A 23,550-nucleotide genomic window follows, 5' to 3' on the forward strand; every position below is an offset into this window, starting at 1 on the left:
CCCACAGCTGCCCTTGGGCCCGTGAACCAAAAGGACCGTGTGCTCGGACGGGAAAGGAATTGACGATGAGGCTTCTGCTGACCTCTGGAGGCGTCACTAATGCGTCCATCCGAGGGATGCTGGTGGAGATGCTCGGCAAGCCGATCGAGGAGAGTAAGGCCCTCTTCATCCCCACCGCGCAATGGGCGCATCCCATGTGCTCACCGCAGACGGTGTGGATGACACTGGCCGAACCCGGCCGGCAGGGTCTGCTCGAGCTGGGCTGGAAGTCAGTCGGCGTGCTGGAGCTGACGGCATTACCAAGCATTGCAGAAAGCCGCTGGCTGCCCTGGGTGCTGGAAGCAGACGTTCTCCTGGTGGATGGGGGAGAGGCAACCTACCTCGCGCACTGGATGCGCCAGTCGGGTCTTGCAGATCTGCTGCCGTCCCTCCCGGACACCGTCTGGGTCGGGGTGAGCGCTGGAAGCATGGTGATGACTCCGCGAATCGGCGCGCAATTCTCGGACTGGAACCCCAGCGGGGGCGACGAAGCGCTCGGTGTGGTGGAGTTTTCGATCTTCCCTCACCTGGATTATCCGGGGTGGTCCGCGAACACGTCCGAGAGCGCGCATCGGTGGGCTAGGGATCTTGGGGGACCCGCCTATGCGATCGATGACCAAACGGCGATCTCCGTCGTGGATGGCACTGTGAAAGTCATCTCCGAAGGGCGCTGGCAGCAGTTCAATTCCGAGAGCGGGCAGAGGCGCTGAGCATCATCCGGCGGACAGTGGAGGGTGCGACGTGCGGTAGTTGCTCGAATGCCGGTTCCGCGAACCAGTACCCCTGAAACAGCCGGATACCAACCGCCTTCAGGAACAGGAACTCTGCCTCGGTTTCGACGCCCTCGGCTAGCACCGTAATGCCCAACTCCTCCGCGATGGCTACGATGCCTGTGACCACGGCGCGGCGGGCCGGGCTGGTATCGACCCCCCGGACGAGCAACATGTCGATCTTGATCAGATCCGGCTGGAACTCGACCAGGAGCCCCAGGCCGGCATGACCGGCACCGAAGTCATCGATGGCGGTGGTAAAACCGTGCCTGCGGTATTCGGTGATGATGTTTGTGAGGTGCACGGTGTCCGTGACCTCCTCGTTTTCCGTGAACTCGAACATGATGGACGATGTGGGAAAGCTGCACCGCGCGGCGGCGCGCAGCGTCGCCCGCAGACATGCTGCCGGTTCATAGACCGCGTTCGGCATGAAGTTGATCGACAGCTTGAGATCCTCGCCCGAAGGAAACAGGCGTGATGCCAGCTCGATCGCCTTGACGCGGCAGTCCTGGTCAAAGCGGTAGCGCTGTTCCGGTGAGATTTTCGACAGGATCTCAGACGCACCCTCACCAGACACACCTCGGACCAACGCCTCATAGCCCCATACGCGCTCACTCACCGCGTCATAAATGGGCTGAAAGGCCATGCTGAAATCAAAGCCGGGTTTCAAAGACGCCGCGCAACTTTCGCATGCCATGCAGGTGCTCCCTCCGAGGATTTGTCCACCATAGGACATCTACGACACCAAATCCGGGCAGAGGGCGCCTTCAGGGCCGACTGCGGGCGGCCGCCGGACGTTCCCACTCGATGGAATATCTCCGATTCTTGGAGCCCGAGCGGAAGGAGCTGTCCCTACTCGTCGTGCCCTTCCGATTCTTCGTCAACCTTATGCCGGGCCTCCTGCTGATGCTGCCTCAGTTTCGCCTCGGCGTCCCTGCGGCGGTAGACAATGGCCTTCGCCTGTTCAGCGGTTGGGTGGCGGTGTTCCCGTTCCCAGGCATGATCGTTCACCCCGGTCCGCGGAGGTGGCCCTTCATTACGTGCGCTGTCGTTTTCGCCCATACCATATGGTCCCATGAGGCGCCGGACGGTGTACGGCCAAGGCCCGTCCCAAGCTTCAGAAACCACAGGGAGGACCTCCCGCCCGAGGGATCCTTCATCCCTAAGCAGCGGCGCAGCCGGCTAACCGGTCTGAGCCGCGATGGTGGGATCCAGGGCGTTGAAGGAGGTGTCGATCAGCGTCGAGAGGTCCTCCCGCCCTTCTGATTCCCTCCAGACCGCCAACGCCGCCGCAAAGCACTCCATGGCCGCCGCTACTCGAACCTGAGTGACGATTGGCGCATCCGGTGCGGCAGAGGTTCGTTGCAGTTCGCGGACAATATTCGGCCGCCAGTCGAACTGCTTCTCCCGGAACCGGGCGCTGAGTGCCGGTGTCTCGTAGATCAAATCCAGGAATGCCAGGACTTCGCTTGTGTCCCTAATGAGGAAGTCCACGACCGGATTCAGAGCGCGCCGCAGGGCATGCCAGTCATCGTCTGACCGGGAATCGGAGGCCAAGGCTTCGACGATGGTGTCTCCGATCGGATCGAAGAGGAACAGGACGACGTCTTCCTTGTTCGTGAAGTACCGCAGGAACGTGCTTCGGGACACTCCGGTAGCACCCGCGAGGTCAGCAAAAGTGACCTGGTTGAAGCCGGTTGCGCAGAACTCGTTAAACGCAACTCGTGCGAGCTCTGCTCGGACTGCGTGCCTGCTGATGGCTCGGACACTGACAGGACTGGGAGACATGCGTTAATTCTACCCTGTGTTTCACGAATGAGCTACAGACGCTATAGTGGTACTCAGTGTCAGGTTTGACGCAGGAGTGCCCATGGTGCGGTGTCTCCACCCTTGGCTGCGTGCGGCCCCTTTGAATCGAGATATTTTGACTTACGACAATCTGCCTGGACTTCACATTTCCATCGACGCAGGAATCGCCACGGTGACGCTGGACCATCCGCCCCTGAACCTCATGGATGGTGTCCTGCTGCCCTCGTTGCGCGGATTCCTATACCGCGTGCACGATGATGCCGCTGTCCGGGTCATCGTGTTCCAGTCGGCCGATCCGGAGTTCTTCGTCGCTCATGGGGACATGGGCTATCTGACAGATCCCGAGGCCCTTCCGGCGGCCACCAACGCGGCCATCGCGGCCGCACCGGGCTGGGATGTCCCGGAGGGCCTGAACATCCTCCAGGCTTTGAGCGAGGACGTGCGGAACCTTCCCCAGGTAACGATCGGCAAGCTTGCAGGTTTCGCCCGCGGCGCGGGCAACGAGTTCCTCATGAGCCTCGACATGCGGTTCGCGGCCATCGGCAGATCCGGACAGGCCCAGCCCGAGGTTCAAATGGGCATTCTTCCCGGTGGCGGCGGCACAGTGAATATGACCCGCCTCATTGGCCGTGCCCGAAGCCTGGAACTCATCCTGGGTGCTGAACTTGTCGACGCGGAGCTGGCCGAGCGGTACGGCCTCATCAACCGGGCCCTGCCCGCCGATGAGATCGACGCACACGTTGATGCTCTTGCGCGTCGCATCGCGCGGCTTCGCCCGGAAGTCATTGATGCAGTCAAGACAACCGTCAACGCCATGGCACCGGCAGTGCCATTGGAGACCTATGCGGTGGAAAACACCTCCCTGTACGCGGCATTCGGCGACGAAGTTTTCGAGCTCGCCGACAAGCTCCTTGCCGCCGGCGTCCAGACCCGCGAAGGCGAACTGGATTACGAGCGGATCTCCAACAGCATCTAACTTCGACCGAAGCGCAGGACAGCGAGAGAAAGGCCCTGCCCACAACGGCGGGGCCTTTCTCGCGTTGCTCCGAGTACCCCCGAAGACGACTGTTCGTAGCGCCACGCACGCGCCAGGGGGCCGCCACTCCCTGCTTCTTCCGACACCGGGGTTACCCGACCGGTCCGGCAGGAGGCGTGAAGCACAGCGGAGAGCAGAGGCCAAGGGGGGCCGCTCCAGGGGCATGCAGGTGCAGCGGCTCAGCGCCGCTTCCGCTTTGCCCGCTGCACCTCCTCCCGCTCTGATCTGGCGCGCTCTGCGTAACGCTGGGATTTCCCTCCTCCGACCACTTTTTGGTGCCACTCACGCTGGTACGCCCGGGTGGCTGCGGCATCCTTGCGGCGGGCCAGCGCTGCCATTTCGCGTTGGAGCTTCAGGTAGTTGTTCCAGCGCCGGTCCTCGAGTGTGCCGTCCGTGAGGGCGGCCTGCACGGCGCAGCCGGGTTCCTGCTGATGGGCGCAATCGGAAAACCGGCAGAGGCTTGCGAGTTCCTCCACATCCCCGAACATCTGCTCCATGCCGTCGTCGGCGTCGAAAAGCCCGAATCCGCGGACGCCGGGAGTGTCCATGAGGACAGTGCCGTCCGCCAGTGGTACAAGCTCCCGGGAGGTTGTGGTGTGCTTGCCCCTGAAGTCGCCGGAGCGGACGTCGCCTGTGTGCTGCACGTTGTGGCCAACCAGGGCGTTGATCAGTGTGGATTTACCTGCGCCGGAGGGCCCCAGGAGGACAAGCGTGCTGCGCGGCGGAAGATGTGCCAGCAGGTCCTCGATCCCGTTCCCGTTCTCCGCGGAGGTGGTGACCACGTCGACACCTGCCGCCTGCAGCATGACCTGCCCGACGACGTCATCCGCTACGTGCGCCAGGTCCGCTTTGGTGACAATCACCAGGGGAACGGCGCCTGAGTCCCAGGCGGCGACGAGCGTCCGTTCGAGACGGTTGTGCGTGAGCGGCCGGTCAACCGGAACCACCACGCCGATCACGTCCATGTTGGCAGCCAGGACCTGGGCGGCGGAGGAGTCCTCGAAGGCGCGCTTCCGGCTGAGCTCCGAACGCCGGGGCAGCACTCCAAGAATCTGGCGATCACCTGCGCGGTTGGGTCCTATCCAAACCCAGTCGCCCGTGACCGGCACGCCGGCGTCAAGCGGGTAGGAAAGGTGCAGGAGGTCCACGCCCACCGCGACCAGGACCAGACTGCGGTCAACCCGCACCACACGGCCCGGCTCGCAGGGATTATCCGCGCTGGAATCAAGCGGCGGGTTTTCGTCGAAGGAACGCGCGACGACGGGGTTATAGCCGTAAAGGGTTGGCCCGGTGCGACCTGATCTGGATGCACTAACACTGTTTAGGCCGTGGCCTGAAAAATTATTCACTGGAATACCTCGGGAAAAGTCCCCGAGCACCGGCCACTACCGGGCAAAGGCCCAAGGTGGTGTGGCGTTCCGCGGGCAGTGCCCTACGCGGTACGGAAGCTGGAGACGGGGGCGGTTGTTTTGATGGTTTCAAGGCGCCGGGGGCGCACGGCAATGACAGTCATCAAAAAACACCTCCGCTCTCTGCTGTGGTCCATCGAAATGATGCCGGACCGGTTCCCAACTCTAGCTTCCGCCCGAGGCTTTCGCCATGGCCTTCGCGATCCGGGACCAGAAATTGCAGCGGTATTCATCAGGCCACTGACTCGGGGGGCTTCTGCACCAACTCAGAGGCTCCTTGTTCGTTGCCCTTCGCTTATTCGCTTTCCATCGCGCCGCGTCAACGCGGGCAGTTCGAACAACAGAATGACCGAGGCGTGCTCGCGGGTTGAATAGATCCAGGCGAGCCCGAGCGGGACGCCGATGCCAACCAGCAGCAGCAGCGGCAGAACGTACAACGCCCCGGCAGAGCCGATCGCGTCGGCCAGGGCGAGGGTGATCATGATCGGTCCGAGATGGGCGACGTAGAACACGATCGAGTAGCGTCCGACGAACCCAAGTGCGGTGGTCACCGGTCCGGCGGGAACTCGGGGAAAGAACCAGCACACGACCACGAGCGCCCCCACCACTCCCCACGCGAACTCCCCCTGGTACAGCACCTGCCAACCCGCCACGTTCATTCCACCAATGGTCACCGCGCTCACACCGGCAACAGCCAGGACCCACGGCTTCCCGGTGATTCCCGTGATCCCCTGCGGGTGCTGGGCGTACCAGGCCCCGAGGAAGAAGAACGCTGAGAGAAAGGCCATGGCCTCCGGGCGGCTGCTGTCGGTGAGCAGAAACGACACGCCCCCGGCAGTGCAGGCGATCAGCAGCGGCGGGACGCGTCGCAGCGGATAGGCAAGGGCGTAGAACACGAGGATGAACCAGAGGTACCAGAGGTACGTCGGCGAATTGTGGAAGAGCTGGATCACCGCCGCAGGGCTGAGGTCGCCGCTTGCAGCGAGAATGATCAGCGACCAGAGAACGTACGGCCAGGCCACCTTGGACACCTTGCCGGCGAAGTACTTCCTCCCGGTCTTGGCCACCGACTGCGGCAGCAGGGTCCCGGAGAGGAACATCAGCACGGGCATGCGGAACGGCTCGAGGAAGAGGTTGAACTGGTCGACGCCCGGAGTCGGGCCGACGCTTATGCGAAGGGCCTCGCCCGCATGGAGTACGACGACCAGCAGGATGGCAACCCCACGGCAGCTGTCCAGCCACAATATCCGGGTGTCCGTGGAAGTAGTCATGGCGTCCTCCGCGTCGAGTCTCGTTAGTCGAACCCGTGTACCGCCCCTGGGTTCGCTTAGGTGAGGTTCGCTGTCGGGATGAGTCCGGATGGTTCGACCGGGCTGGTTCTCGATCGGTGATGCCCGGGCATCGGTGGAACCACGCCCGGGCACGGCGCAGGCGTGTCACTATCCTTGCGGATATTGGCATTGGCGCCACTGGAGGCTGGAGATCGTGTGCGTAAAGCTGAGAGGGAACCGCCCGTCCCGGCGCTTTGCAATCCCAGAACCACGATGAGGAACACCCCTATGACTGATCAGATGAAGGCCGTTGTGCTCGCCCGTTTCGGAGGTGCCGATGCTTTCGAGCTGCGCGACGTCCCCGTCCCGAAAGTCGGACCCCGGCAGGTGCGCGTGCGCGTCCATGCGACCGCCCTCAATCCCCTCGATTACCAGGTGCGCCGCGGAGACTACGCAGATTACGTCCCCCTCCCTGCGATCACCGGACACGACATCTCCGGGGTGATTGAGGAAGTCGGCTCCCACGTGACCGAGTTCCGTGTCGGCGATGAGGTCTCCTACACGCCCCAGATCTTCGGCGGCCCCGGCTCCTACGCCGAGCAGCACGTCGCCGACGTCGGCCTCGTCGGCCGGAAGCCGGAAAATCTCACCCACCTGGAAGCGGCCAGCCTGACCCTCGTTGGTGGAACGGTGTGGGAGGCCCTCGTGACGCGGGCTCAGCTTACCGTGGGGGAGACGATCCTCATTCACGGCGGCACGGGCGGTGTCGGCACCATCGCGATCCAGGTTGCGAAGGCGATGGGTGCACGGGTGATCACCACCGCGAAAGCCGGCGACCATGAGTTCGTGCGCTCCCTCGGAGCAGATGCGGTCATTGACTACACCTCCACCGACTACGTGGACGCCGTGGCCGAGCTGACGCGGGGCAAGGGAGTGGACGTTGTCTTCGACACGATCGGCGGAGACACCCTCACGAAAAGCCCGCTGACACTCGCCGACTTCGGCCGCGTCGTCACCATCGTCGACATCGCGCAGCCGCAGAACCTCATCGAGGCATGGGGCAGGAACGCCGCCTATCACTTCGTCTTCACCCGTCAGAACCGCGGCAAGCTGGACGCGCTCACCGGCCTGGTCGAGCGCGGCCTCGTGAAGCCGGTCCTCGGCGCGATTCTTCCGCTGGCGCGGATGGGCGAGGCTCATGAACTCCTGGAGAACAGGCGGTCATACGCACTCCGCGGCAAGGTCGCGATCGACGTTGCAGGCGACACTGTCGCGCTTCCCCCTCGCATCTCCTAGCCGAACGCTCCCGGCACTCGGGCGAGGATCGCCGTGGTCAGCCCCGCCCGGCGAAGGTGGCGCGGTACTCCGAGGGGGACACATCAAGGAGCCGGCGGAAATGCAGTCGGAGGTTCGATCCGGTTCCCAGTCCGACCTGGTCTGCGATGCGGTCGACCGACAGCCTCGTGCTCTCCAGGAGTTCGCGGGCGGTGTCGACCCGCGCCCGGAGGATCCATTGCACCGGCGTGGTGCCGGTCTCTTCGGCGAAGCGGCGCAGGAACGTGCGGGGCGACATCCTGGCGTGTGCGGCCAGTCCGGCGATCGTCAGCTGCTGGTCGAGCCGCGTCAGGGCCCATTCGCGCGTCCCGGCGAGGGACTCACCATGGGCTGCCGAGCTGGTCTTCGGCAGGTACTGGGCCTGACCTCCGGTCCGGTAGGGCGCGGTGACGAGTCCTCGTGCGATCTCGTTCGCCGCGCTCACGCCGAGATCGCGCCGAACGATGTGCAGGCAGAGGTCGAGACCGGCGGCGGCCCCGGCCGAGGTGAGGATTGATCCCTCGTCGACGAAGAGCACGTTCGGTTCGACCGTGATCTGCGGATGCCGCTCCGCGAGCTTCTCCGCCGCATCCCAGTGTGTCGTCGCCCGCAGGCCGTCGAGCAGCCCGGCATCGGCGAGGGCGAACGCGCCGTAGCAGATCGACGCGACGCGTGCCCCGCGGGATGCTGCGCTCCGGAGGGCTTCGCGCACCTCCACCGGTATCGGCCGACCCGCCGGAGCGTACCCCGGGACGATGATCGTATCCGCGTCGGCCAGTGCGTCAAGGCCCCGCGGGACCGCGTAGCCGAATCCGCCGTGGGACGGCACGGTTCCGGCGGTGACCCCGCAGGCCGACACCTCGTAGGGGAACCCCGACTCCGGATGGAACACCTCCGCCGGGATCCCGACGTCCAGCGGGAGTGCTCCGTCGAGTACGAGGACCACCACCTGATGAGGTCGCTGCATTCTTCGACTCCGATCCGGTCGACGCGTGCCGACCGCGTCATCATTTTCGCACGGTGGCCCATGGCCGGGCCGGCGTCGTTGGCCGCCCCCTCAGGGCCTGTATTTGTCCACACGGTCAAGAACGGCTAGTCTTGAGCCCTGAAAGGCACAAACAGAATGGAAACGTCCGACGTGAAAAGCCGTGCAACGAAGACCGCGTTCATCTTTAACTCCTACTACCGGGTGCATCCCGAGGACCGCCAGAAATTTGTGGACGCGGTAGCAGAGCACATCCCGCCCACCGCCCAGATGCCCGGGTGCGTGTACTACGTGTTCGCTGCTGACATCCTCGATCCCAACACATTCCACCTCTCCGAGGGGTGGGAGGATGCGGACACGATCGAGCGCCATCACAGGTCTGATCTGTTCCAAGAGGCCCTCAAGAAGGCCACGACGTCGGTGCGCATCCTCGAGAACCAGGGACAGCGATACGAAATCGCCGCGCAGACCGATGGGCGCCCTCCTCGGCTGAGCTGAGGGCAGCAGTTCCACTCCATGTCCGACGATCAGTAGAGAAGCGGGCAAGGCAGCGGGCCCTGTGTTGTTGGGATGCGTGGAAAGGTTCACGGCCAGGACGACGCTACGATGAAGACCCCGGCACTTGCCTCACGAGAAGGAGCGGATGTGGAAGCCTCACCCGCCCCCGATAACGCGTTCTTCGTGCGATCCGCCGGTACCGGGCAGGAAGGGCTGATCGCCCAGGAGCTCATCGGTTCAGGGGCCGCAGCCCTCGGCGTCGGACTGGTTCTCGCGGCCTTGCTGATCCGGCTGCTCCACGGCTCCATGATGAGAACCACCGCCGTCCTCGCCGGAACCGCACCCGATCTGGTCCTTCGATGGCACGACCGGTTCAACACCGTGCACGAGGCACCCTGGTTGGGTCAGGTGCCGGACGACGGCGTCCGCGACCTTACCGTGTTCTATTCGGCCTCCGACCCCGACCGGTGGCAGTTGCACCGCCCCCACCGGGGAGCCGGCCTGCTGGCTTTGGTCGGTATTGGACTCCTGCTCGCGGGGGTGGCGTCGGCTGTGCTGCCGCTGTAAGGACCGGCGGCGACAGGGACCGCTTCTTCGCCCGGACCTGGGTCAGCGTCGGGGGAGCCGTTCACCGGTCTCGTCGGCGAGGGCCGAGAGGAGGTCGTCCTGGAAGGCCGTGTCGTGAACGGAGGGGTCAGGCTCTTGGCGGTGCTGGTGATACCAGTACCCGCCGCTGGTGTGCGCGTCGGGGTCGTCGCTGGTGGCGAGCCACTCCTGCGTGCGGTGGCCCAGTTCGAGGCTGTCCGGGGCTCCGGCTCCGCCCATCCGGGTGGGCACCCATCCCGGGTCGACGGAGTTGGACAGCACATCCGGGAACAGGCGCGCCATCGCCGCGGCCAGAGTGGTGACGTAGAGCTTGCTGTCGCCGTAGGAGCCGGCCTCCCTGCCTTGCCAGTCGACGCCGCCTACGCGCGGTCGGCCGCCGAAGTGGGACCCGCTGCTGAGGTAGACCAGCCGTCGCGGGAGCGGAAGAAGGGCGGTCAAGAGGTACGGGGCGATGATGTTGACGGGCATGACCTTTCGCCCGCTCCACACGCCGACGTTGTGGATGACGGCGTCCAGCGGTGCCTGTCCGGCCAGTTCGGCGGCGATGCGACGTACGGCGTCGCGATCGGCGAAGTCCCCGATGACGATGCCGGCACCCTGGTCGGTGAGAGGGCGCAGGTGCGCTGCGCGGTCGGCGTTACGGGCGTGCACGATGACGTCGTGCCCCTGGGCGTGCAGGGCTTCGGCGGTGAGGCGGCCCAGTCCGTCAACCGACCCGGTGATGAGAATGCGACTCATGATCAGCCGGCGGCCTTCCTGACCAGAGTGCGGAGCTTCTTTTCAGCTGCTTCGGTGATCTCCAGCACCGCGAATGCGGTGGGCCACAACTCACCGTCATCGAGTGCGGCGTCGTCATTGAAGCCAATCGACCCGTACCGGGATTTGAACTTGGCAGCCGGTTGGAAGAACACGATGACCTTGTCGTCCCTGGCATAGGACGGAAAGCCGTACCAGGTTTTGGGGTGGAGGCCAGGGGCCTCCTCCGACACAATGACGTGCAGTCTTTCCGCGATCCGCCGGTCGGTGCCTTCAAGTCCCTCAATCGCTGAGAGGCAGTCCTCGTATTCTTTTGCGCGCTTGGCGGCGCCCTTCACTCCCTTCATCGCCTTTAGTTCGGCGGCTCGCTGTTTCATGGCATCGCGCTCGGCGCTCGAAAATCCGCTGGTGTCACTCATGATCGGCATCCCTCAATTCCCCATCCAGAGATCACTCCTGCCCGCGGGGGCACGGAGTGCGGCATCACTTACCGTAAGCCCGACGGCGCAGGTGACGACAGCCGCGCCGGATCCAACCATTGCAGACTCCACTCTTACCCTGCAGCAGGCGCGTCATTTGCTGAAAGTGCACTGTGCGACCGTATTCTCGACGGCAGTGCACTTCTTTTAGGGAGGCGCACCGCCGTCGCTTGGCGGGCTGGCGAGGAGCGGTCCTGCCTCAAACTCCTCGGGACGGACGGTCAGGGGCCACTGAACCGCATGATCTCCGTTGTGAGGATTGGCGGGGGGACAAGCAGCGTCGAGATAAGCGTGGAGGACGCGCGCCCGCTTCATGAAGAAGTCCTCGCCATAGCCAAGGATGCGTCTGCAGACATGGCCCCGTTGCTGAGAGAGCTGTCTTCGCCCACTGGGAACGTCATGATGCGGGCCGAAAAGCCCTCAAGCGCCTGGACGTTTGATGCCGAGACCTGGACCACGGCCGCCAAGGAACTCCAGACCCGGTGCGAGCCCTAGGGGACCGTCAGCTAGCCGGATCGGTGCCGGCTTGATCCGTCACCCCACCACGCAGAACTCGTTACCCCCGGGGTCGGCCATGCCGATGCCGTCGGCGCAGCCAACGTCGACGTGAGTAGCCCCCAGTGCCAGCAGGCTCTCGAGTTCGGCGTCGATGGTTGATACGGCGGCTGGCGCGAGGTCGAGATGGAGCCGATTCCTGCCCAGCTTGGGCGCCACAGGCCCGCCACCCCACGTGATCTTGGGGCCGCCGGTGGGCGCCTGAACCGCGGTCTCACCGGCCTGGTCCCATACCAGGTTCCAGGCCAGTGCATCCCGCCAAAAGTAACCGACCTCCGCGAGACCGGCGCCGGCCAGCGAGCTGAAGAACGGGCAGCCGGCGAGGAAGCTGCCCCCCGGCTGCAGGATGCACAGTTCGTTTCCGTCGGGATCGGCAAGGACGACGTGCTCGGCGTCCGGTCCCTGCCCGACATCCAAGTGTTGTGCACCCAACGCCAGCGCTCGGTCCACCGCGGAGGCCTGCTCGATGATGGACGTCGGTTTGAGGTCGGGATGCATCTGGTTGGGACCCCACTTCTCACCGGCACCGGCGACGAATCGGAGACTGAAGCCCACCCCGGGCAGTGCCTTGAGCGAGGGTGCGCCCCGTTGGACCGTGACGTCCCGGCCGAGCAGGCCGCCCCAGAATCCTGCGAGACGCTCAGGATCGGGTGAACTGAAGGTCAGGGCAATCAACTCGCACACCATGGCGGCTATTCTTTCGGTGCGCCAGTGGCGCGTCAATCGAATAGGCGGCCGGCCCAAACCCCGCTGGAATGCTTAGACCTGGGTTTCTCCGCCGTCTGCGAACAGTTCGGTGCCGGTGACGAAGCTCGCCTGATCCGAGGCGAGGAACAGTACGACGTTGGCGATTTCGGCCGGCTGGGCGACGCGGCCGAGTGGCACGTTGCCAGCCATTGCGTCGAGCATGCCCTGTGTTTGGCTCGGGTCGGAGGCGAGTCCGGTGAGGCCGGGCGTCTCAGTGGGTCCCGGGGCGATCGTGTTCACCCGGATGTGGCGGCCGGCGAGCTCGGCCGCCCACGTCCGCGTGAATGAACGCAATGCTGCCTTCGTGGCGGCCTAAACGCCGAACGGAGGGTTCCCCTTGCTTGACGCGTTCGATCCCGTAATGATCACGGAGGCGTGATCCGCGAGCATGGGCAGGGCCTTCTGCACGGTGAAGACTGTGCCCCTGCCGGGCGTACCGGTGCAGTGGTATCAGTTCGCCCTCGGGGAGCGCGAGGGCGGCGTACTCATTGGCGACCTCGCATTAGAGGTGAATGATGCCAAACCGAGTATGGCCGAATTGGGGTTCACCCTCGCGCCCGAGTATCAGGGGAACGGCTATGGCCTTGAGGCAGTGCGGGGTTTGCTCGGCTACGCCTTCGGGACACTGCACCTCCGCCGCCTCACCGCGGTTACCGACGCCCTGAACTATTCCGCGGCCCTGCTTCTCGACCGGGTGGGAATGCGGAGGGAGGCGTATTTCCAGGAGAACATCTTCTTCAAAGGAGCGTGGGGGGAGCGAGTGTGCTTTCGCGATACTGGATCGGGAATGGGCAGCTGGGTGCGGGGTCGAACCGGATCCGCTGATGACCCGATCCGGGCTTGGGACACCTAGCGATCAGCGACGCTAGGGCCTGGGCCCCAGAGTCTGATGCTGGTGTCCGCCTCAGAGGCAAGAGGGCCGTTGAACGTCAGCACCTCGACGACCTGTCCCCACGGAGTCTCGAAGAAAAGATTGGTTAGACCGGCGAGCTCAGGTGGTCCGCCTGGACTCAGGGGGCGGACCACGACACCTTCCTGGCCGCGCAGGTGCGCTCCTGCCGAGGTGGCTAGCGAGGCGCTCGTCGAGAAGCTAGGCAGCACCGGTAAAACGGCCGAGCGACTGGGGGTATCCCGGTAGACGATGTGGTGAACAACGTCCCCGTGTTCACGGTCCCGGGCTGCCTTCACGGCAAGGTACGTCACAGGCCTGAAGGCGAGTCGCCGGCAGCGGCTTAGCTTGGGCGCGCCGCTTATCGTTCTTCCTTCGTGAGTACGGCGAAGACCGCACCGACGACGGTGCCATACACCAGGTGCGCGGACAGATCGTCGCGAAGCGTCCGTGCGTCGTAGGCCCAGATCGGCTTGTACACCTTCGCCAGCGGGAGCACGACATAGCCGAGCAGCCACACCACAGGACCGTACCCAACCGCCCGCACCCACGGGTGTATGGACGCGACACTTGCCACCGCACCGTATTGTCCGCCCCATCCCACACCTGTCGCCCAGTGCATGATGTTGGTCGTAGCGCGGGCCCACCCGGGTGGCGGTTCGTGCCCCGTGGCGACTTTTAGGGCTTTCCGCCCGAGCTGCCCCGGAGCAGAGGCGTTCTCCCAACTCGAGACGTCGCTGGCAAACTCCCAGCGCCAGATCCCGGACTTGCCGCCGCTGCGGCGGTAACGATCATAAAGCACCAAATCCATTGCTGCGGTGCCGAGAGTGCCGGCCAGCAAGCCGACAGCCGCGTTTCTCACCAATCCCATGGTTCTTCCTCCCTCACCGCCTGCACCATGAAGGCCGGGCACCAATCGGGGCAACTCTCGACCGCATCGCCGCTCCGAGAGCCAAGCATGCAGTACGCGACGGCCGCCCGTCGACCGCGGTCGCGAGGTGGCCGCGGACGCGTACGACGTCGTGTGGTCGTCGACGACGGACGTCGCCATGCGACTCCGACTTTATCCCCGGCCGCCCCTCGAACACTAGGCGTAGTTCCGGGCCAGTGCATCACGCAAGAAGTAGCCGGCCTAGGCAGGACCGGCGCCGGCGAGCGAGCTGAAGAACGGGCAGCCGGCGTCATCGCCGCTCATAGGGTTCGCCAGTTTGTTCACTGCTCACGCCATCAAAGTCATGCTTCCTCGGACTGACCCCTTCAGATGTGTGCCGAGGGATTATCCGACGGACTCTTTTGCTGGCGAGCAGATACGACAGTCGCCACTTGGCCGTGCGGCAACGGAGCGTCGACACCATCGCCCGAAAATCGTCGGCTTACAGTCTCCGCTGTTTTGGGATCAAAGGGGACATATGCGAGTGATACAGAGTATTCGAAGCATCATAAACAGGTAGAGAATGGTCCCTTTGATGATTGACGGAAATCCTGCGGGATCCCAGAGTTACCCCATGCAAGTCCGTTTCGATGTTGATGGGGGCCGTGATTAGATTGAGAATTCGGCAAAGAATCGCCGCCATAGCCGTCGCGGCGTTGTTCATCGGCACGTTCTTTGTTCCTCCGGCCTCCGCGGCGCCTCCTCCGATCGTCCCCGGACGACTCGCCTACCCGGCTGGGGGGACGACCGCCGTGGGCGTCGGCATCAACGCCGCCAATCAGAACGCGCAACTCGCCGAGAGGATACCGGCCCAGATTAAACCGGGATGGAAGGCACAGCCGCCGCGCTGCCCGAGCGCTGCGACAAGTGAAGCCAGCTCCATCAGCGTCGCCGGCGCGCGGACCGTTGTGGTGGACAGGCAGTACCAGTGCACCTGGCTTTCGGCCTACAACACATCGACCGGGGCCCTCTTGTGGCGCCACAAGTTCCATTTCGGGCAGATGGCAAGAACCGAAGGGTCGCGGGTGTACTTCAGCCACGACGACCCGAACGGCGGCACCCTCCTGGATGCGTACGATATCGCGACCGGCAAACTGCTTTGGTCTTCGGGTCACTGGTACGGCTTCGATAAGATGTCGGTCGGATCCGGGGTCCTCGTGAATGACCACTTCGTGATCGATGCCAATACGGGCGCCCTGAAGTTCAAACTGCCGGTCTCGCAGAATCATGGGAATACCATGGTCGCCGGCGGCAAGATCTTCAGCAACCAATCCGACTTCGTGGAAGCTTTCTCGCCGACCACCGGCCAGCGGCTCTGGTCATACAAGAAACCCGCGCGCACTGCCGGATCGGGAAACAGCACCCCGGCCCTCCATAACGGGCGTCTTTACCTCTCCAGTCAGTACGGAGTGGGAACGCTGGTGCTTGACCCGGCCACCGGGAAATACATCCGCACCCTGCCGCGCAGCGAGATGGACATTGCCTTTGACGGTCCGATCGGTATTTTCACCCGGAGGGACCATAACGAACCCGATGTGATCTCAGCGGTGCGGCTCGATACCGGAGAGGTCTACTGGTCCAGGAAGCTAGGCATGCTGGACGTTCATCCGTTCAGAATGTACTCCTCCGGGCCTGTTATCGAGAACGGTCTTGTCTGGATTCTTGCCGCTCCCCACGACGGCGTGGGCGGGCACCTGATCGCTCTGGACGAGGTGACCGGCGCCGTGCGCAGCACCACGATACAAACCTGTGCGGCACCCCTGGGCCACATTGCCATCGCCCAGCGCCGCATCTTCACCTCAAGTAACTGCGGTGTGCTCACCTATGTCTCGCGCGAGCTGCTGCCCGATCCTGGCTTCGAACTGGGGACGGGTGGATGGAAGGCATACTCCACCGGAAGCCTGACCCCGGTAACCAGCCCGAAACACGAGGGCGCTAAGGCCCTGCGCGTGACGGCCACCTCCAGCAGTCCGGGGAAAACCGGCCTTGCCCACCACTCCGTCATCACGAACAGCAGACAGGGCAAGCCCTACAGCGCCTCATGCTGGGTGTACTCAACAGGAACGAACCTAAACCTCACCATCCGGTTGCTCGAACAACCCCAGGACTATTCCACCAGGATCCAGCTGGCCTCCAAGACAATAACCAGTCTCCCGGCCAAAAGCTGGACCAAAATCAGCATCACCGGGACGGCGGCGAGATCAGGAGAACGAGTAATCCCTCAAATCTATTCGACGAATCAAACGACGCTTACAGGACATATCGTCTACGACAACTGCTCGGTAACCGGCGGGTAGGGCCGTGTCCGGGTTCCGGCATACCAGCGTCTACGAAGGCATGTCCGAGAGGGTTGATGTCGGACATGCCTTCGTAGACGTCGAAGACGATCACCGATGGCGTGAGGGTCATGGGTTGTCGTTCCCTGCGCTAGTCAGGAGCGCATTGATTGCGTCAGCGATCGAGTGAGGGTGATCTTCAGGTGTGAAGTGCTTCCCTTCTGGGATACGGGCGAGTTCTACCCGAGGTTAGCTGTGAGGCGCCGGCCGTACTCGAGTTTATGGAAGCTATCAACGTCGCCCCACACTACTCGCACAGTCAGTTTCAGCGCGGGGAGGGGTACGCTGAGCGAAGCGCGGGCGGGGAGCTCTACCTCGTGTGTTCGCTTATGTCGGTGGAGGACAACAATGACGATTGCGGATTTTTTAGGAAATTTCGAACTTTCGACCCGCCCTGTCCACCCCGAATCGCGTGCTGCCCTGGCGTCCCGATGGGCCGCACTGCCGGAGCATGTGAAGACACAGAACCAGGTGCTGGGCCGTTGTGCTATCGGGTGTGAAGGTACCCACGGTGTTTTCCCCAAGTGCAATCTCACCTGCAGCCCGTGCTATCACTCAGCAGAAGCTAATCAGGTGCGGGTGGACGGAGACCATACGGTCCGTGAAGTGCAGCGGCAGATGGAATATCTGCGTGCGGTGCGGGGCCCGAGCGCCCATGCCCAACTCATCGGGGGAGAGGTGAGCCTGCTTGCTCCGGAGGACCATGCTGCCGCGTTGACGGTGATGCGCGCCAATGGACGCGAGCCGATGTCGATGACTCACGGGGATTTCGACTATGAGTACCTGTTGGCCGTCGTTCTTGGAGCTGACGGTGAGCCTCGGTTCGACCGGGTGTCCTTCGCGGCGCACTTCGATTCACTGATGCGTGGCCGGCGCGGTGCAGTGCGGCCACGGAATGAATCCGAACTCGACCCATTCCGGTTGAAGTTCGCGCGGATGTTTCAGGACCTGCGTCGTGATCACGGTGTGAGCTCGTATCTCGCTCACAACATGACAGTGACACCGTCGAACTTCGGTGAAGTCGCAGAGGTAACTCGATCTGTGTTGTCCATGCCCTACGACATGCTGTCCTTCCAGCCGGCGGCATACATCGGAGACGGGCGTCGGTGGAAAGAAGACTTCACGGAGGTCGGGATCGACGACGTCTGGCAGAAGATCGAGGAGGGCGCCGGCCAGAAAGTGCCCTGGGAGGGGATCCAGGTCGGGGATCCGCGGTGCAACCGGTACAGCACAGGAGTCTTTGCAGGGGAGAAGTTCTCGGTCCTCGTTGATCCTCAGGACGCTGCCGACATCGCCGCCCGTGACACCCTCCTGGCCCATCATGGCGGGATCGTCTTCATCGGTCAGAACAGGTGGATTCTCGTGGCGAAGATTGTACGGGCCGTCCTTCGCCACCCCGCAGATGTCGGGGTTCTTCTCGGACACGCCCGACGCATGGTGCGCCGCGCCGGCGGGCTGCGCTCACTCTGGGACGCTTGGCGAACCAAGTCCTTGAGCATTAAATCGTTTGTCGTCCATAACTTTATGGATGCCGCTGTTGTGGCACCGGCATGGGACATGATGCAGCAGGGACAGATCAGTGATGAGCCGAAGATACGAGAAGCTCAGGAACGCCTCGGGGCGTGCATGTACACGATGAGCCACCCAGAGACAGGGCAGCTGGTACCGGCGTGCACGCAACACTCGGTATTGGATCCCGCCGCCAACATTGAACTGCGCCGGTTGCTGCCTTTGCGGGTGAAGAGCACCGTGGACTGATCTGTACCAGGGACCCGATCGGGGCCGGGGTGTGCCCGCGTGCTCGGACCGGAGGAATGAATGGGTAGGGGCGTGCCCGTACCGGGACGGGTCGGCACGGGCACGCGGCTCTTTAGAGTCCCGGGGCTGCCGGGATGTCGAGGTCGGTCTCGACGAGGTGGTTGAAGTAGTTGGTGAACAGGTTCAGGGCGATGTGCGCTGAGAGTTCCGTTAGTTCGCTGTCGGTCCACCCCGCATCGAGGCCGGCCTGCCAGGCGGCGTCCTTTACGGCGCCCTTATTGGCGGTGCTCTGGCGTGTCAGCTCGAGCAGGGCTGTGAGCTTGGGATCGAAGTCGATCGAGCCCTTGCGGATGGCAATGGTCTGGTCCTCGCTGAGCCCTGCGGCTTTGGCTCCCATGGTGTGCGCGGACTGGCAGTAGCTGCACTCATCGACGTTTCCGACGACCAGGGCGATCGCTTCCCGGGTGCGGCTGTCGAAGGTGCCGTAATCACCGATGACCTGCTGGAGAGCGACGTAGCTTTGCAGGACGGCAGGTGAGTGTGCCATCGCTCCGTGGATGTTCAGGACCTTCCCGAACTTCTGGGCAAGAGCGCCGAGTTCGGTCTGTACGGCCTCGGGCGCGTTGTCGGTGGTGTGCACAGTGATGCGCGACATAAATACTCCTTCTTAGGGGGGGGTTCCGGGGAAACTGGTGTCAGCGGCCAGCCCTCAGGCCACCTCCGACGCCGGTCCTGAGACCAGTCATGAGACCGATATGAAGTCAGTCATCAGGTCAGTCACGAGGTCATGGTCCGCCTGTGGGGTGCGCCGCGACGGGTAAGTGTGGGGTCAGAAAGTGCTGCGGGAAACCCGTCGAAGCCCGTCGGTGTCGTCGATTGTGATGCGTCCGCGTCCCTGGCGGATGAGTCCGCGCGCAGCGAAGTCGGACATGGTCTTACTGGTGGCTTCCCGTGTGGCACCGAGCAGTCCGGCGAGTTGCTCGTGGGTGAGCTTCACGGACCTGGTGTGCGTGAACCTGCTCACGGGTGCGGCCTCGTCGAGTTTGAGCAGCGTGGAGGCGGTTCTGGCGCTCAAGGGGCGCAACGCCATGTCGGTCAGGCGCTCCTCCAGGCGTGCGACCTGTTCACCAAGGAGCCGGGAAATCTTCACGGCGATTTTCGGGTTCGACAGGAAGTGCTCCTCAACCTGTGCTGCGCTGAGCTGGCAGACGACCGAGTTCTCGATCGCTTCGGCGTAGTTGCCGTACATCCGCTGGCCGACGAGCAGCATCTCGCCGAAGACCGCGCCCGCCTCCAGGATCGCGATCGTGAGGGTCTTGCCGTCCTCGGCCACCCGGAAGATCCTGATCCTGCCTTCCTTAAGGATGAACAGGGCCGTAACGGGTTCACTCTGGCTGAAGACGAGCTCTCCACTGGAGAACAGTTTCGGAGGTGACACCCGGTCCAGAGCAGCCATGTCCTGTGTGGTGAGGTCGGCGAAGATCTCCACAGCGTTGAGGCAGCTGAAGTGCTCCCCGGTCTCGGCCAAGAGCTCTACCTCCCGTTCGTGGGGTGCCCAGCCTTTGGCAGCAGGGCCGGCGGCTGAGAGGACAGTTGTCGAGCAGGCATCGTTCATACGCTGAAGCTTCATCGACGGCGTAGGACCAGTGCTGCCACCAGTCCCAGAATAAGCCCGTAGATCATGTGTCCCATCAGCGATGCCAGGGAGGCCCCGTCGATCATGAAGACGGGCATTCCCATCATGGCCGGCATGATCAGCAGCGGACCGAGGACCCACCACAGCGCACCGTACACCAGCCCGATCAGTGCGCTCTTCACCAACGTCCCGGTCAGCAGACCGGCGACGAGAAGGGTCAGCGCCAGGCCGATGAGGACGGAAATCATCAGGTGCACCAGGATCCCGACGCCGGCCGACGTCGAGCCGACCATGGAGGCGACCATCGGCAGCATGCCCATCATGGCCATGAGGACGCCGAACACGATTCCGCCGCTGAGCCCGCCGATGACACCGGCGAGAACCCGCTTGCTCACCGGTGTCGCCGCAGATCCGGAAGCCGGGGTACCTGCAGCACTGACCGGTGCTTCGTGTGAAGCGCTCATGATGTGGCCTTCCTTGCCCTGGTGATCGTCGAAACCCCTGCCGGTCCGTTAATCACGCTGATCTGCTGGTACCGGTTCTGCTCGCGGTGCTGGTCATGCATCTGACCGCGGTCCTGATCGTGGTTCTGATCGTTGGGGTTCCTCGACGGTAGGCCTGCGCCGCTCAGGGGTTCTGTAATCTGGGACACACTCAGGCACGGGCGTTCCATCCGCGGAGCTGCGCCTCGCCTGACCGACTAAACCGGAGCGAGACAGGGACCGGGAAGCCAACCGGTGAGCTGCCGGCGTTTTACTCTGTCGGGACCGCCCAGGCGCGCTGGTCCTGCAGGCTCAGAGTGATGACCTGACCAGATAGCAGTGGAGGGTGGCCGGGAACATCAACAGTGAGCGTGACCCCTGACGCCTCAGTGTTGCCGAGGTTTAGTGGACCTCCTGCAATCAATGACCTCTCGGAAACCTCCGGGGGAGGGTCGGCGGAGGAACCGTGGCGGGTACCGGTGGGATTTTCGGAGCTGACGAGTACGCGCACCAAGGTCCTCGCGCCGAGCGAGGTCAGACCGGACACGCACCCCTTGATGGTCGGAGGTTCACCACCAGCAGATCCGCTGGTGAGTCTGCTGGTGGGTCCCCTGGCGGGTACGAGGGTGAGGGCTTCCTGGCGGATCATAAGATCCGACGGTCCGTCCGTGGCACCGGTTTGTACGGGCAGGGATCCCAGGACGGAGTGGTGGTGGCCGTCGCTGACCATGCCGGGGACGGTGTTGAGTCCTCCGAGGAGTTCGTTCACGGTGCGGGTCGCCGGCTGATAGTGGACCTGGTGCACGGTGCCGTGCTGCAGGATACGGCCGTCATCAAGGACCGCGATCGTGTCGGCGAGGATCGAAGCTTCCTGCCTGTCATGGGTCACCACCACGATTGTGGGGGCCAGCTGGGCGCGGATGTCGCCGATCAGGTCATACATGGTGTGGCGCAACTGCACATCAAGGGACGCGAAGGGCTCGTCCAGGAGCAGGATGCGGGGGTTGCGGGCCAGGGCGCGGGCGAGGGCGACGCGTTGCTCCTGTCCACCGGAGAGACTGCCGACGGGGCGACGGGCATAGTCGGCCAGGTGTACGAGCTCGAGGTAGTCCATTGCCTCCGCGCGGGCTTCTTTCCGGCGCGTTCCGGCCATGCGCGCTGCGAAGGCGACGTTGTCGATGACATTCAGATGCGGAAAAAGCAGAGCCTTCTGAAAGACCAGCGCCATGCCGCGCCGCTCGACGGGAACCATGGCCAGGTCCTCGCCATCGACGAGGACGTGCCCACCCGAAGGTGCGTCGAGTCCGGCGATGATGCGCAGCAGCGTCGACTTGCCGCTGCCCGATGCTCCCAGCAACGCGACGCATTCAGAGGGCGGGACGGTCAGCGACACGGCGTGCAGAACCTCTGTGGACCCGAAGGATCGGGAGATGCTCCGGGCTTCAAGTTTCGAACTCATAGTCCAGCCTTTCGGGTCAGCGCCCTCACCCATGTTCCGGCCGGTGTTCTGGCAGGTTTTCTGGCTCGCGTCCTGATGGTGGCCGGCAGCGCGACGGCAGCCAGGATGAGCACCGGCGGGATGATGACGGCGAGGGACAGGACGGCGACAAGTTGTTCATTGCCCGTTGATGCGGCCGCGGATCCCAGCAGCATCGGTAAGGTCGTCAGTTGCCCTCCACCGACCAGCAACGTGGTGATGTAGTCGCCCCACCCGACGAGGAATGCGAGGAAGAACGCCCGGACCGTTGCTGCGGACAGCAACGGGGCCCGTACGTGGCGAAGGACCTGTCGCGGATCCGCGCCCAGGGTGAGGGCGACGTCCTCGAAACGCTGTTCGTAGGTGGCCAGGGCGCTGCGGAACATGAAGGTGGTGTACGGCAGTGCGACCACCACCAGGAGCAGGACGACACCGGCGAAGGCCGGGACGTGCAGGCGTAGCAGCGTGATGTTCGCGCCCATCACGAGGGCAAAAGGAGGCACCGCCAGAGGCAGCAGCAGAATGAGGTCGACGGCCCGGCCGCACCGCCCGGGCAGTGCCTGGGCGGCCAGTGCCCCCATCAGCCCCAGCGGGGTCGCGATGACCGCGACAGTGCCGCCGAGCAGCAACGAGGACAAGGCAGCGGCCAGCGTTCCCGGGACTGCGAGCACCGCGAACGCGTCAAGGGAGTAGGTGCCCGGCAGGACGGCGGGCACCTGCCACAAGCCGGCCACGGACCACAGGACCAGCGGAACCAGCGGAACCAGGATCCAGAACACGAGCAGGACACCGAAAGCCGTGCGCAGCACCGGCCTGCCGCGCACACCGATACCTACCGGCATGCTTGGTGAGGGACGGCCCCCGGGTCGGAGCGCGGTCATCGCAGCCCCCTGGAGCGGCGCATCATGGCAAGCCCAGCAAGGATCGCCACGATACCGGCTCCAAGAGAGACCAGGGCTGTGGCCATCGCCTCGGGCCTGGCAGCCAGGTCTACGGAACCGAACAACCGCACAGCACGCACCGACACGGGTTCCGGTGATGTCGGCCCGAGCAGCCAGGCCGCCTCATAAGACCCGAACGTGTAGACGAACACGATGAGTGCGGACACAGCCAGCGCCGGACGCGAAAGTGGCAGCACGACGTGGATGATCCGCTGCCACGCCGTCGCCCCGAGCGTCGCCGCAGCATCACACATGCCCGAGACCGACCTCGACATGCTGCCGATGAGCACGAGTGCGACGAACGCTGATTCTTTCCACGCATACTCGAAGATGACCGCCCCGAACCAGGAACCGCCGACAAGGGTAGGGAAGGCCGGCGGCAGACCAAGGGTCCGGTCGAGGAACCCGCTGTCGGACAGCAACAGGCCGATGGCACCGGCCCCGATAAGGTGCGGAATAGGAATGGTCGCCGCACTGAGGCCCGCAATGATCCTTCCCATCCGTGGTGTGGCCAGAACGTACAGGGCGATCACGAATCCCACGATCACCGACGCCACCGTGGACGCCACCGCGATGTACGCAGAGACCAGCACCGACCTGCCGAGGTCACCCGCGGACCCCGCCCAGGCGTCCGTGCTGAGAACAGGCTCACCAATGAACGGCATCAATCCCAGACTCTGTGCCAACGCCCCCACGACGGAAACGCCGATGACCAGCGCGACAGGAACAACCGCGGGTACCGCCAGGACGACGCCCCGCAGGGTCACAGCTCCCGGGGCACCCCTGGCCGCGTACCGGTCGGGCGTCAGGTCCTGCCGGCTGGAGG

The 23,550-nt window shown here is 64.1% G+C and carries 25 protein-coding genes and 1 pseudogene; 9 read left to right on the plus strand and 17 right to left on the minus strand.

Annotated features, from left to right (window positions below; translation table 11 throughout):
• Window positions 1–65: 65 nt before the first annotated feature.
• Complete coding sequence (locus QZX79_RS06190) at window positions 66–749, plus strand: Type 1 glutamine amidotransferase-like domain-containing protein (RefSeq protein WP_294566122.1); 684 nt, start codon at window positions 66–68, stop codon at window positions 747–749.
• Here the strand turns inward: QZX79_RS06190 and QZX79_RS06195 are convergent.
• From QZX79_RS06195 to QZX79_RS06205, 3 genes are all read right to left on the minus strand, one after another.
• The gene (locus QZX79_RS06195; RefSeq protein ID WP_294566126.1) at window positions 721–1,506 is read right to left on the minus strand and encodes an EAL domain-containing protein; all 786 of its coding nucleotides are present in this window, start codon (window positions 1,504–1,506) and stop codon (window positions 721–723) included. The genes QZX79_RS06190 and QZX79_RS06195 overlap by 29 nt on opposite strands.
• Before the next feature lie 155 nt (window positions 1,507–1,661).
• Complete coding sequence (locus QZX79_RS06200) at window positions 1,662–1,871, minus strand: hypothetical protein (RefSeq protein WP_294566129.1); 210 nt, start codon at window positions 1,869–1,871, stop codon at window positions 1,662–1,664.
• Between the two features lie 120 nt (window positions 1,872–1,991).
• Window positions 1,992–2,597 carry a TetR/AcrR family transcriptional regulator gene (locus tag QZX79_RS06205; protein ID WP_294566132.1) on the minus strand — a complete coding sequence of 202 codons (606 nt, stop codon included), beginning with the start codon at window positions 2,595–2,597 and terminating at the stop codon, window positions 1,992–1,994.
• Window positions 2,598–2,733: 136 nt separating this feature from the next.
• Here QZX79_RS06205 and QZX79_RS06210 point away from each other — a divergent pair, with 136 nt between their 5' ends.
• Window positions 2,734–3,594 (plus strand): enoyl-CoA hydratase/isomerase family protein, encoded by an 861-nt coding sequence (locus tag QZX79_RS06210; RefSeq protein ID WP_294566134.1) that lies wholly within the window; start codon window positions 2,734–2,736, stop codon window positions 3,592–3,594.
• A gap of 239 nt (window positions 3,595–3,833) precedes the next feature.
• Here QZX79_RS06210 and rsgA read toward each other — a convergent pair whose 3' ends face one another.
• Both rsgA and QZX79_RS06220 read right to left on the minus strand, forming a co-directional pair.
• On the minus strand, window positions 3,834–5,003 hold the full coding sequence (rsgA, locus tag QZX79_RS06215; RefSeq protein WP_294566136.1) for a ribosome small subunit-dependent GTPase A: 1,170 nt from the start codon (window positions 5,001–5,003) through the stop codon (window positions 3,834–3,836).
• A 326-nt stretch (window positions 5,004–5,329) separates the two neighbouring features.
• A complete protein-coding gene (locus tag QZX79_RS06220) occupies window positions 5,330–6,334 on the minus strand; it encodes an acyltransferase (protein WP_294566138.1) in 1,005 nt (334 codons plus the stop codon).
• 288 nt (window positions 6,335–6,622) lie between these two features.
• Here QZX79_RS06220 and QZX79_RS06225 point away from each other — a divergent pair, with 288 nt between their 5' ends.
• Window positions 6,623–7,630 carry a zinc-dependent alcohol dehydrogenase family protein gene (locus tag QZX79_RS06225; protein ID WP_294566141.1) on the plus strand — a complete coding sequence of 336 codons (1,008 nt, stop codon included), beginning with the start codon at window positions 6,623–6,625 and terminating at the stop codon, window positions 7,628–7,630.
• Between the two features lie 37 nt (window positions 7,631–7,667).
• Here QZX79_RS06225 and QZX79_RS06230 read toward each other — a convergent pair whose 3' ends face one another.
• Window positions 7,668–8,615 carry a GlxA family transcriptional regulator gene (locus tag QZX79_RS06230; protein ID WP_294566144.1) on the minus strand — a complete coding sequence of 316 codons (948 nt, stop codon included), beginning with the start codon at window positions 8,613–8,615 and terminating at the stop codon, window positions 7,668–7,670.
• A gap of 171 nt (window positions 8,616–8,786) precedes the next feature.
• Between QZX79_RS06230 and QZX79_RS06235 the strand changes: the two genes are divergently transcribed.
• Window positions 8,787–9,131, plus strand: a complete 345-nt coding sequence (locus QZX79_RS06235) for a putative quinol monooxygenase (protein WP_294566147.1) — start codon at window positions 8,787–8,789, stop codon at window positions 9,129–9,131.
• A 147-nt stretch (window positions 9,132–9,278) separates the two neighbouring features.
• A complete protein-coding gene (locus QZX79_RS06240; RefSeq protein WP_294566150.1) occupies window positions 9,279–9,698 on the plus strand; it encodes a hypothetical protein in 420 nt (139 codons plus the stop codon).
• Window positions 9,699–9,740: 42 nt separating this feature from the next.
• Here the strand turns inward: QZX79_RS06240 and QZX79_RS06245 are convergent, their stop codons facing one another.
• Both QZX79_RS06245 and QZX79_RS06250 read right to left on the minus strand, forming a co-directional pair.
• Window positions 9,741–10,475, minus strand: coding sequence for an SDR family NAD(P)-dependent oxidoreductase (locus tag QZX79_RS06245; RefSeq protein ID WP_294566153.1), 735 nt, complete (start codon window positions 10,473–10,475; stop codon window positions 9,741–9,743).
• A gap of 2 nt (window positions 10,476–10,477) precedes the next feature.
• On the minus strand, window positions 10,478–10,912 hold the full coding sequence (locus QZX79_RS06250; protein WP_294566155.1) for a hypothetical protein: 435 nt from the start codon (window positions 10,910–10,912) through the stop codon (window positions 10,478–10,480).
• Window positions 10,913–11,212: 300 nt separating this feature from the next.
• Here QZX79_RS06250 and QZX79_RS06255 point away from each other — a divergent pair, with 300 nt between their 5' ends.
• Complete coding sequence (locus QZX79_RS06255; protein WP_294566158.1) at window positions 11,213–11,467, plus strand: hypothetical protein; 255 nt, start codon at window positions 11,213–11,215, stop codon at window positions 11,465–11,467.
• A gap of 39 nt (window positions 11,468–11,506) precedes the next feature.
• On the opposite strand, the gene QZX79_RS06260 is transcribed toward QZX79_RS06255, so the two are convergent.
• Both QZX79_RS06260 and QZX79_RS06265 read right to left on the minus strand, forming a co-directional pair.
• Complete coding sequence (locus QZX79_RS06260) at window positions 11,507–12,214, minus strand: VOC family protein (protein WP_294566162.1); 708 nt, start codon at window positions 12,212–12,214, stop codon at window positions 11,507–11,509.
• 72 nt (window positions 12,215–12,286) lie between these two features.
• A pseudogene (locus QZX79_RS06265) lies at window positions 12,287–12,574 on the minus strand (SDR family oxidoreductase); the annotation flags it as partial.
• An 88-nt stretch (window positions 12,575–12,662) separates the two neighbouring features.
• On the opposite strand from QZX79_RS06265, the gene QZX79_RS06270 reads away from it, so the two are divergent.
• A complete protein-coding gene (locus QZX79_RS06270; RefSeq protein WP_294566164.1) occupies window positions 12,663–13,127 on the plus strand; it encodes a GNAT family N-acetyltransferase in 465 nt (154 codons plus the stop codon).
• A 397-nt stretch (window positions 13,128–13,524) separates the two neighbouring features.
• Here the strand turns inward: QZX79_RS06270 and QZX79_RS06275 are convergent, their stop codons facing one another.
• Window positions 13,525–14,034: a hypothetical protein gene (locus tag QZX79_RS06275; protein WP_294566167.1), complete on the minus strand. Its 510-nt coding sequence runs from the start codon at window positions 14,032–14,034 to the stop codon at window positions 13,525–13,527.
• Between the two features lie 650 nt (window positions 14,035–14,684).
• On the opposite strand from QZX79_RS06275, the gene QZX79_RS06280 reads away from it, so the two are divergent.
• Together QZX79_RS06280 and QZX79_RS06285 are read left to right on the plus strand one after the other, a co-directional pair.
• Entirely contained in the window at window positions 14,685–16,391 is a 1,707-nt protein-coding gene (locus tag QZX79_RS06280) for a PQQ-binding-like beta-propeller repeat protein (protein WP_294566170.1), read from the plus strand.
• Window positions 16,392–16,778: 387 nt separating this feature from the next.
• Window positions 16,779–18,188, plus strand: a complete 1,410-nt coding sequence (locus tag QZX79_RS06285; protein WP_294566173.1) for a hypothetical protein — start codon at window positions 16,779–16,781, stop codon at window positions 18,186–18,188.
• 112 nt (window positions 18,189–18,300) lie between these two features.
• On the opposite strand, the gene QZX79_RS06290 is transcribed toward QZX79_RS06285, so the two are convergent.
• The 6 genes from QZX79_RS06290 to QZX79_RS06315 form a co-directional block, all read right to left on the minus strand.
• Window positions 18,301–18,843 carry a carboxymuconolactone decarboxylase family protein gene (locus QZX79_RS06290; protein ID WP_294566176.1) on the minus strand — a complete coding sequence of 181 codons (543 nt, stop codon included), beginning with the start codon at window positions 18,841–18,843 and terminating at the stop codon, window positions 18,301–18,303.
• A gap of 174 nt (window positions 18,844–19,017) precedes the next feature.
• Window positions 19,018–19,716 carry a Crp/Fnr family transcriptional regulator gene (locus QZX79_RS06295; protein ID WP_294566179.1) on the minus strand — a complete coding sequence of 233 codons (699 nt, stop codon included), beginning with the start codon at window positions 19,714–19,716 and terminating at the stop codon, window positions 19,018–19,020.
• A gap of 98 nt (window positions 19,717–19,814) precedes the next feature.
• Window positions 19,815–20,288, minus strand: coding sequence for a hypothetical protein (locus QZX79_RS06300; RefSeq protein WP_294566182.1), 474 nt, complete (start codon window positions 20,286–20,288; stop codon window positions 19,815–19,817).
• 289 nt (window positions 20,289–20,577) lie between these two features.
• Window positions 20,578–21,765 (minus strand): ABC transporter ATP-binding protein, encoded by a 1,188-nt coding sequence (locus QZX79_RS06305; RefSeq protein WP_294566185.1) that lies wholly within the window; start codon window positions 21,763–21,765, stop codon window positions 20,578–20,580.
• On the minus strand, window positions 21,762–22,607 hold the full coding sequence (locus QZX79_RS06310) for an ABC transporter permease (protein ID WP_294566188.1): 846 nt from the start codon (window positions 22,605–22,607) through the stop codon (window positions 21,762–21,764). The genes QZX79_RS06305 and QZX79_RS06310 overlap by 4 nt, the downstream gene beginning before the upstream one ends.
• A gap of 53 nt (window positions 22,608–22,660) precedes the next feature.
• Window positions 22,661–23,491 carry an ABC transporter gene (locus QZX79_RS06315; protein ID WP_294566192.1) on the minus strand — a complete coding sequence of 277 codons (831 nt, stop codon included), beginning with the start codon at window positions 23,489–23,491 and terminating at the stop codon, window positions 22,661–22,663.
• Window positions 23,492–23,550: the final 59 nt, after the last annotated feature.

Source organism: uncultured Arthrobacter sp. (assembly GCF_902805515.1).
Classification (GTDB): Bacteria; Actinomycetota; Actinomycetes; order Actinomycetales; family Micrococcaceae; genus Arthrobacter_D.

Bases quoted from the DNA above. Each gene is read 5' to 3' on its own strand.
- QZX79_RS06275 (WP_294566167.1), bottom strand. From the start codon at position 14,034: ATGGGATTGGTGAGAAACGCGGCTGTCGGCTTGCTGGCCGGCACTCTC.
- QZX79_RS06220 (WP_294566138.1), bottom strand. From the start codon at position 6,334: ATGACTACTTCCACGGACACCCGGATATTGTGGCTGGACAGCTGCCGT.
- QZX79_RS06200 (WP_294566129.1), bottom strand. From the start codon at position 1,871: ATGGGCGAAAACGACAGCGCACGTAATGAAGGGCCACCTCCGCGGACC.
- QZX79_RS06225 (WP_294566141.1), top strand. From the start codon at position 6,623: ATGACTGATCAGATGAAGGCCGTTGTGCTCGCCCGTTTCGGAGGTGCC.
- QZX79_RS06230 (WP_294566144.1), bottom strand. From the start codon at position 8,615: ATGCAGCGACCTCATCAGGTGGTGGTCCTCGTACTCGACGGAGCACTC.
- QZX79_RS06300 (WP_294566182.1), bottom strand. From the start codon at position 20,288: ATGAGCGCTTCACACGAAGCACCGGTCAGTGCTGCAGGTACCCCGGCT.
- QZX79_RS06270 (WP_294566164.1), top strand. From the start codon at position 12,663: ATGGGCAGGGCCTTCTGCACGGTGAAGACTGTGCCCCTGCCGGGCGTA.
- QZX79_RS06245 (WP_294566153.1), bottom strand. From the start codon at position 10,475: ATGAGTCGCATTCTCATCACCGGGTCGGTTGACGGACTGGGCCGCCTC.
- QZX79_RS06280 (WP_294566170.1), top strand. From the start codon at position 14,685: ATGTTGATGGGGGCCGTGATTAGATTGAGAATTCGGCAAAGAATCGCC.
- QZX79_RS06285 (WP_294566173.1), top strand. From the start codon at position 16,779: ATGACGATTGCGGATTTTTTAGGAAATTTCGAACTTTCGACCCGCCCT.
- QZX79_RS06205 (WP_294566132.1), bottom strand. From the start codon at position 2,597: ATGTCTCCCAGTCCTGTCAGTGTCCGAGCCATCAGCAGGCACGCAGTC.
- QZX79_RS06305 (WP_294566185.1), bottom strand. From the start codon at position 21,765: ATGAGTTCGAAACTTGAAGCCCGGAGCATCTCCCGATCCTTCGGGTCC.
- QZX79_RS06195 (WP_294566126.1), bottom strand. From the start codon at position 1,506: ATGGCATGCGAAAGTTGCGCGGCGTCTTTGAAACCCGGCTTTGATTTC.
- QZX79_RS06190 (WP_294566122.1), top strand. From the start codon at position 66: ATGAGGCTTCTGCTGACCTCTGGAGGCGTCACTAATGCGTCCATCCGA.
- QZX79_RS06290 (WP_294566176.1), bottom strand. From the start codon at position 18,843: ATGTCGCGCATCACTGTGCACACCACCGACAACGCGCCCGAGGCCGTA.
- QZX79_RS06255 (WP_294566158.1), top strand. From the start codon at position 11,213: ATGATCTCCGTTGTGAGGATTGGCGGGGGGACAAGCAGCGTCGAGATA.
- QZX79_RS06250 (WP_294566155.1), bottom strand. From the start codon at position 10,912: ATGAGTGACACCAGCGGATTTTCGAGCGCCGAGCGCGATGCCATGAAA.
- QZX79_RS06260 (WP_294566162.1), bottom strand. From the start codon at position 12,214: ATGGTGTGCGAGTTGATTGCCCTGACCTTCAGTTCACCCGATCCTGAG.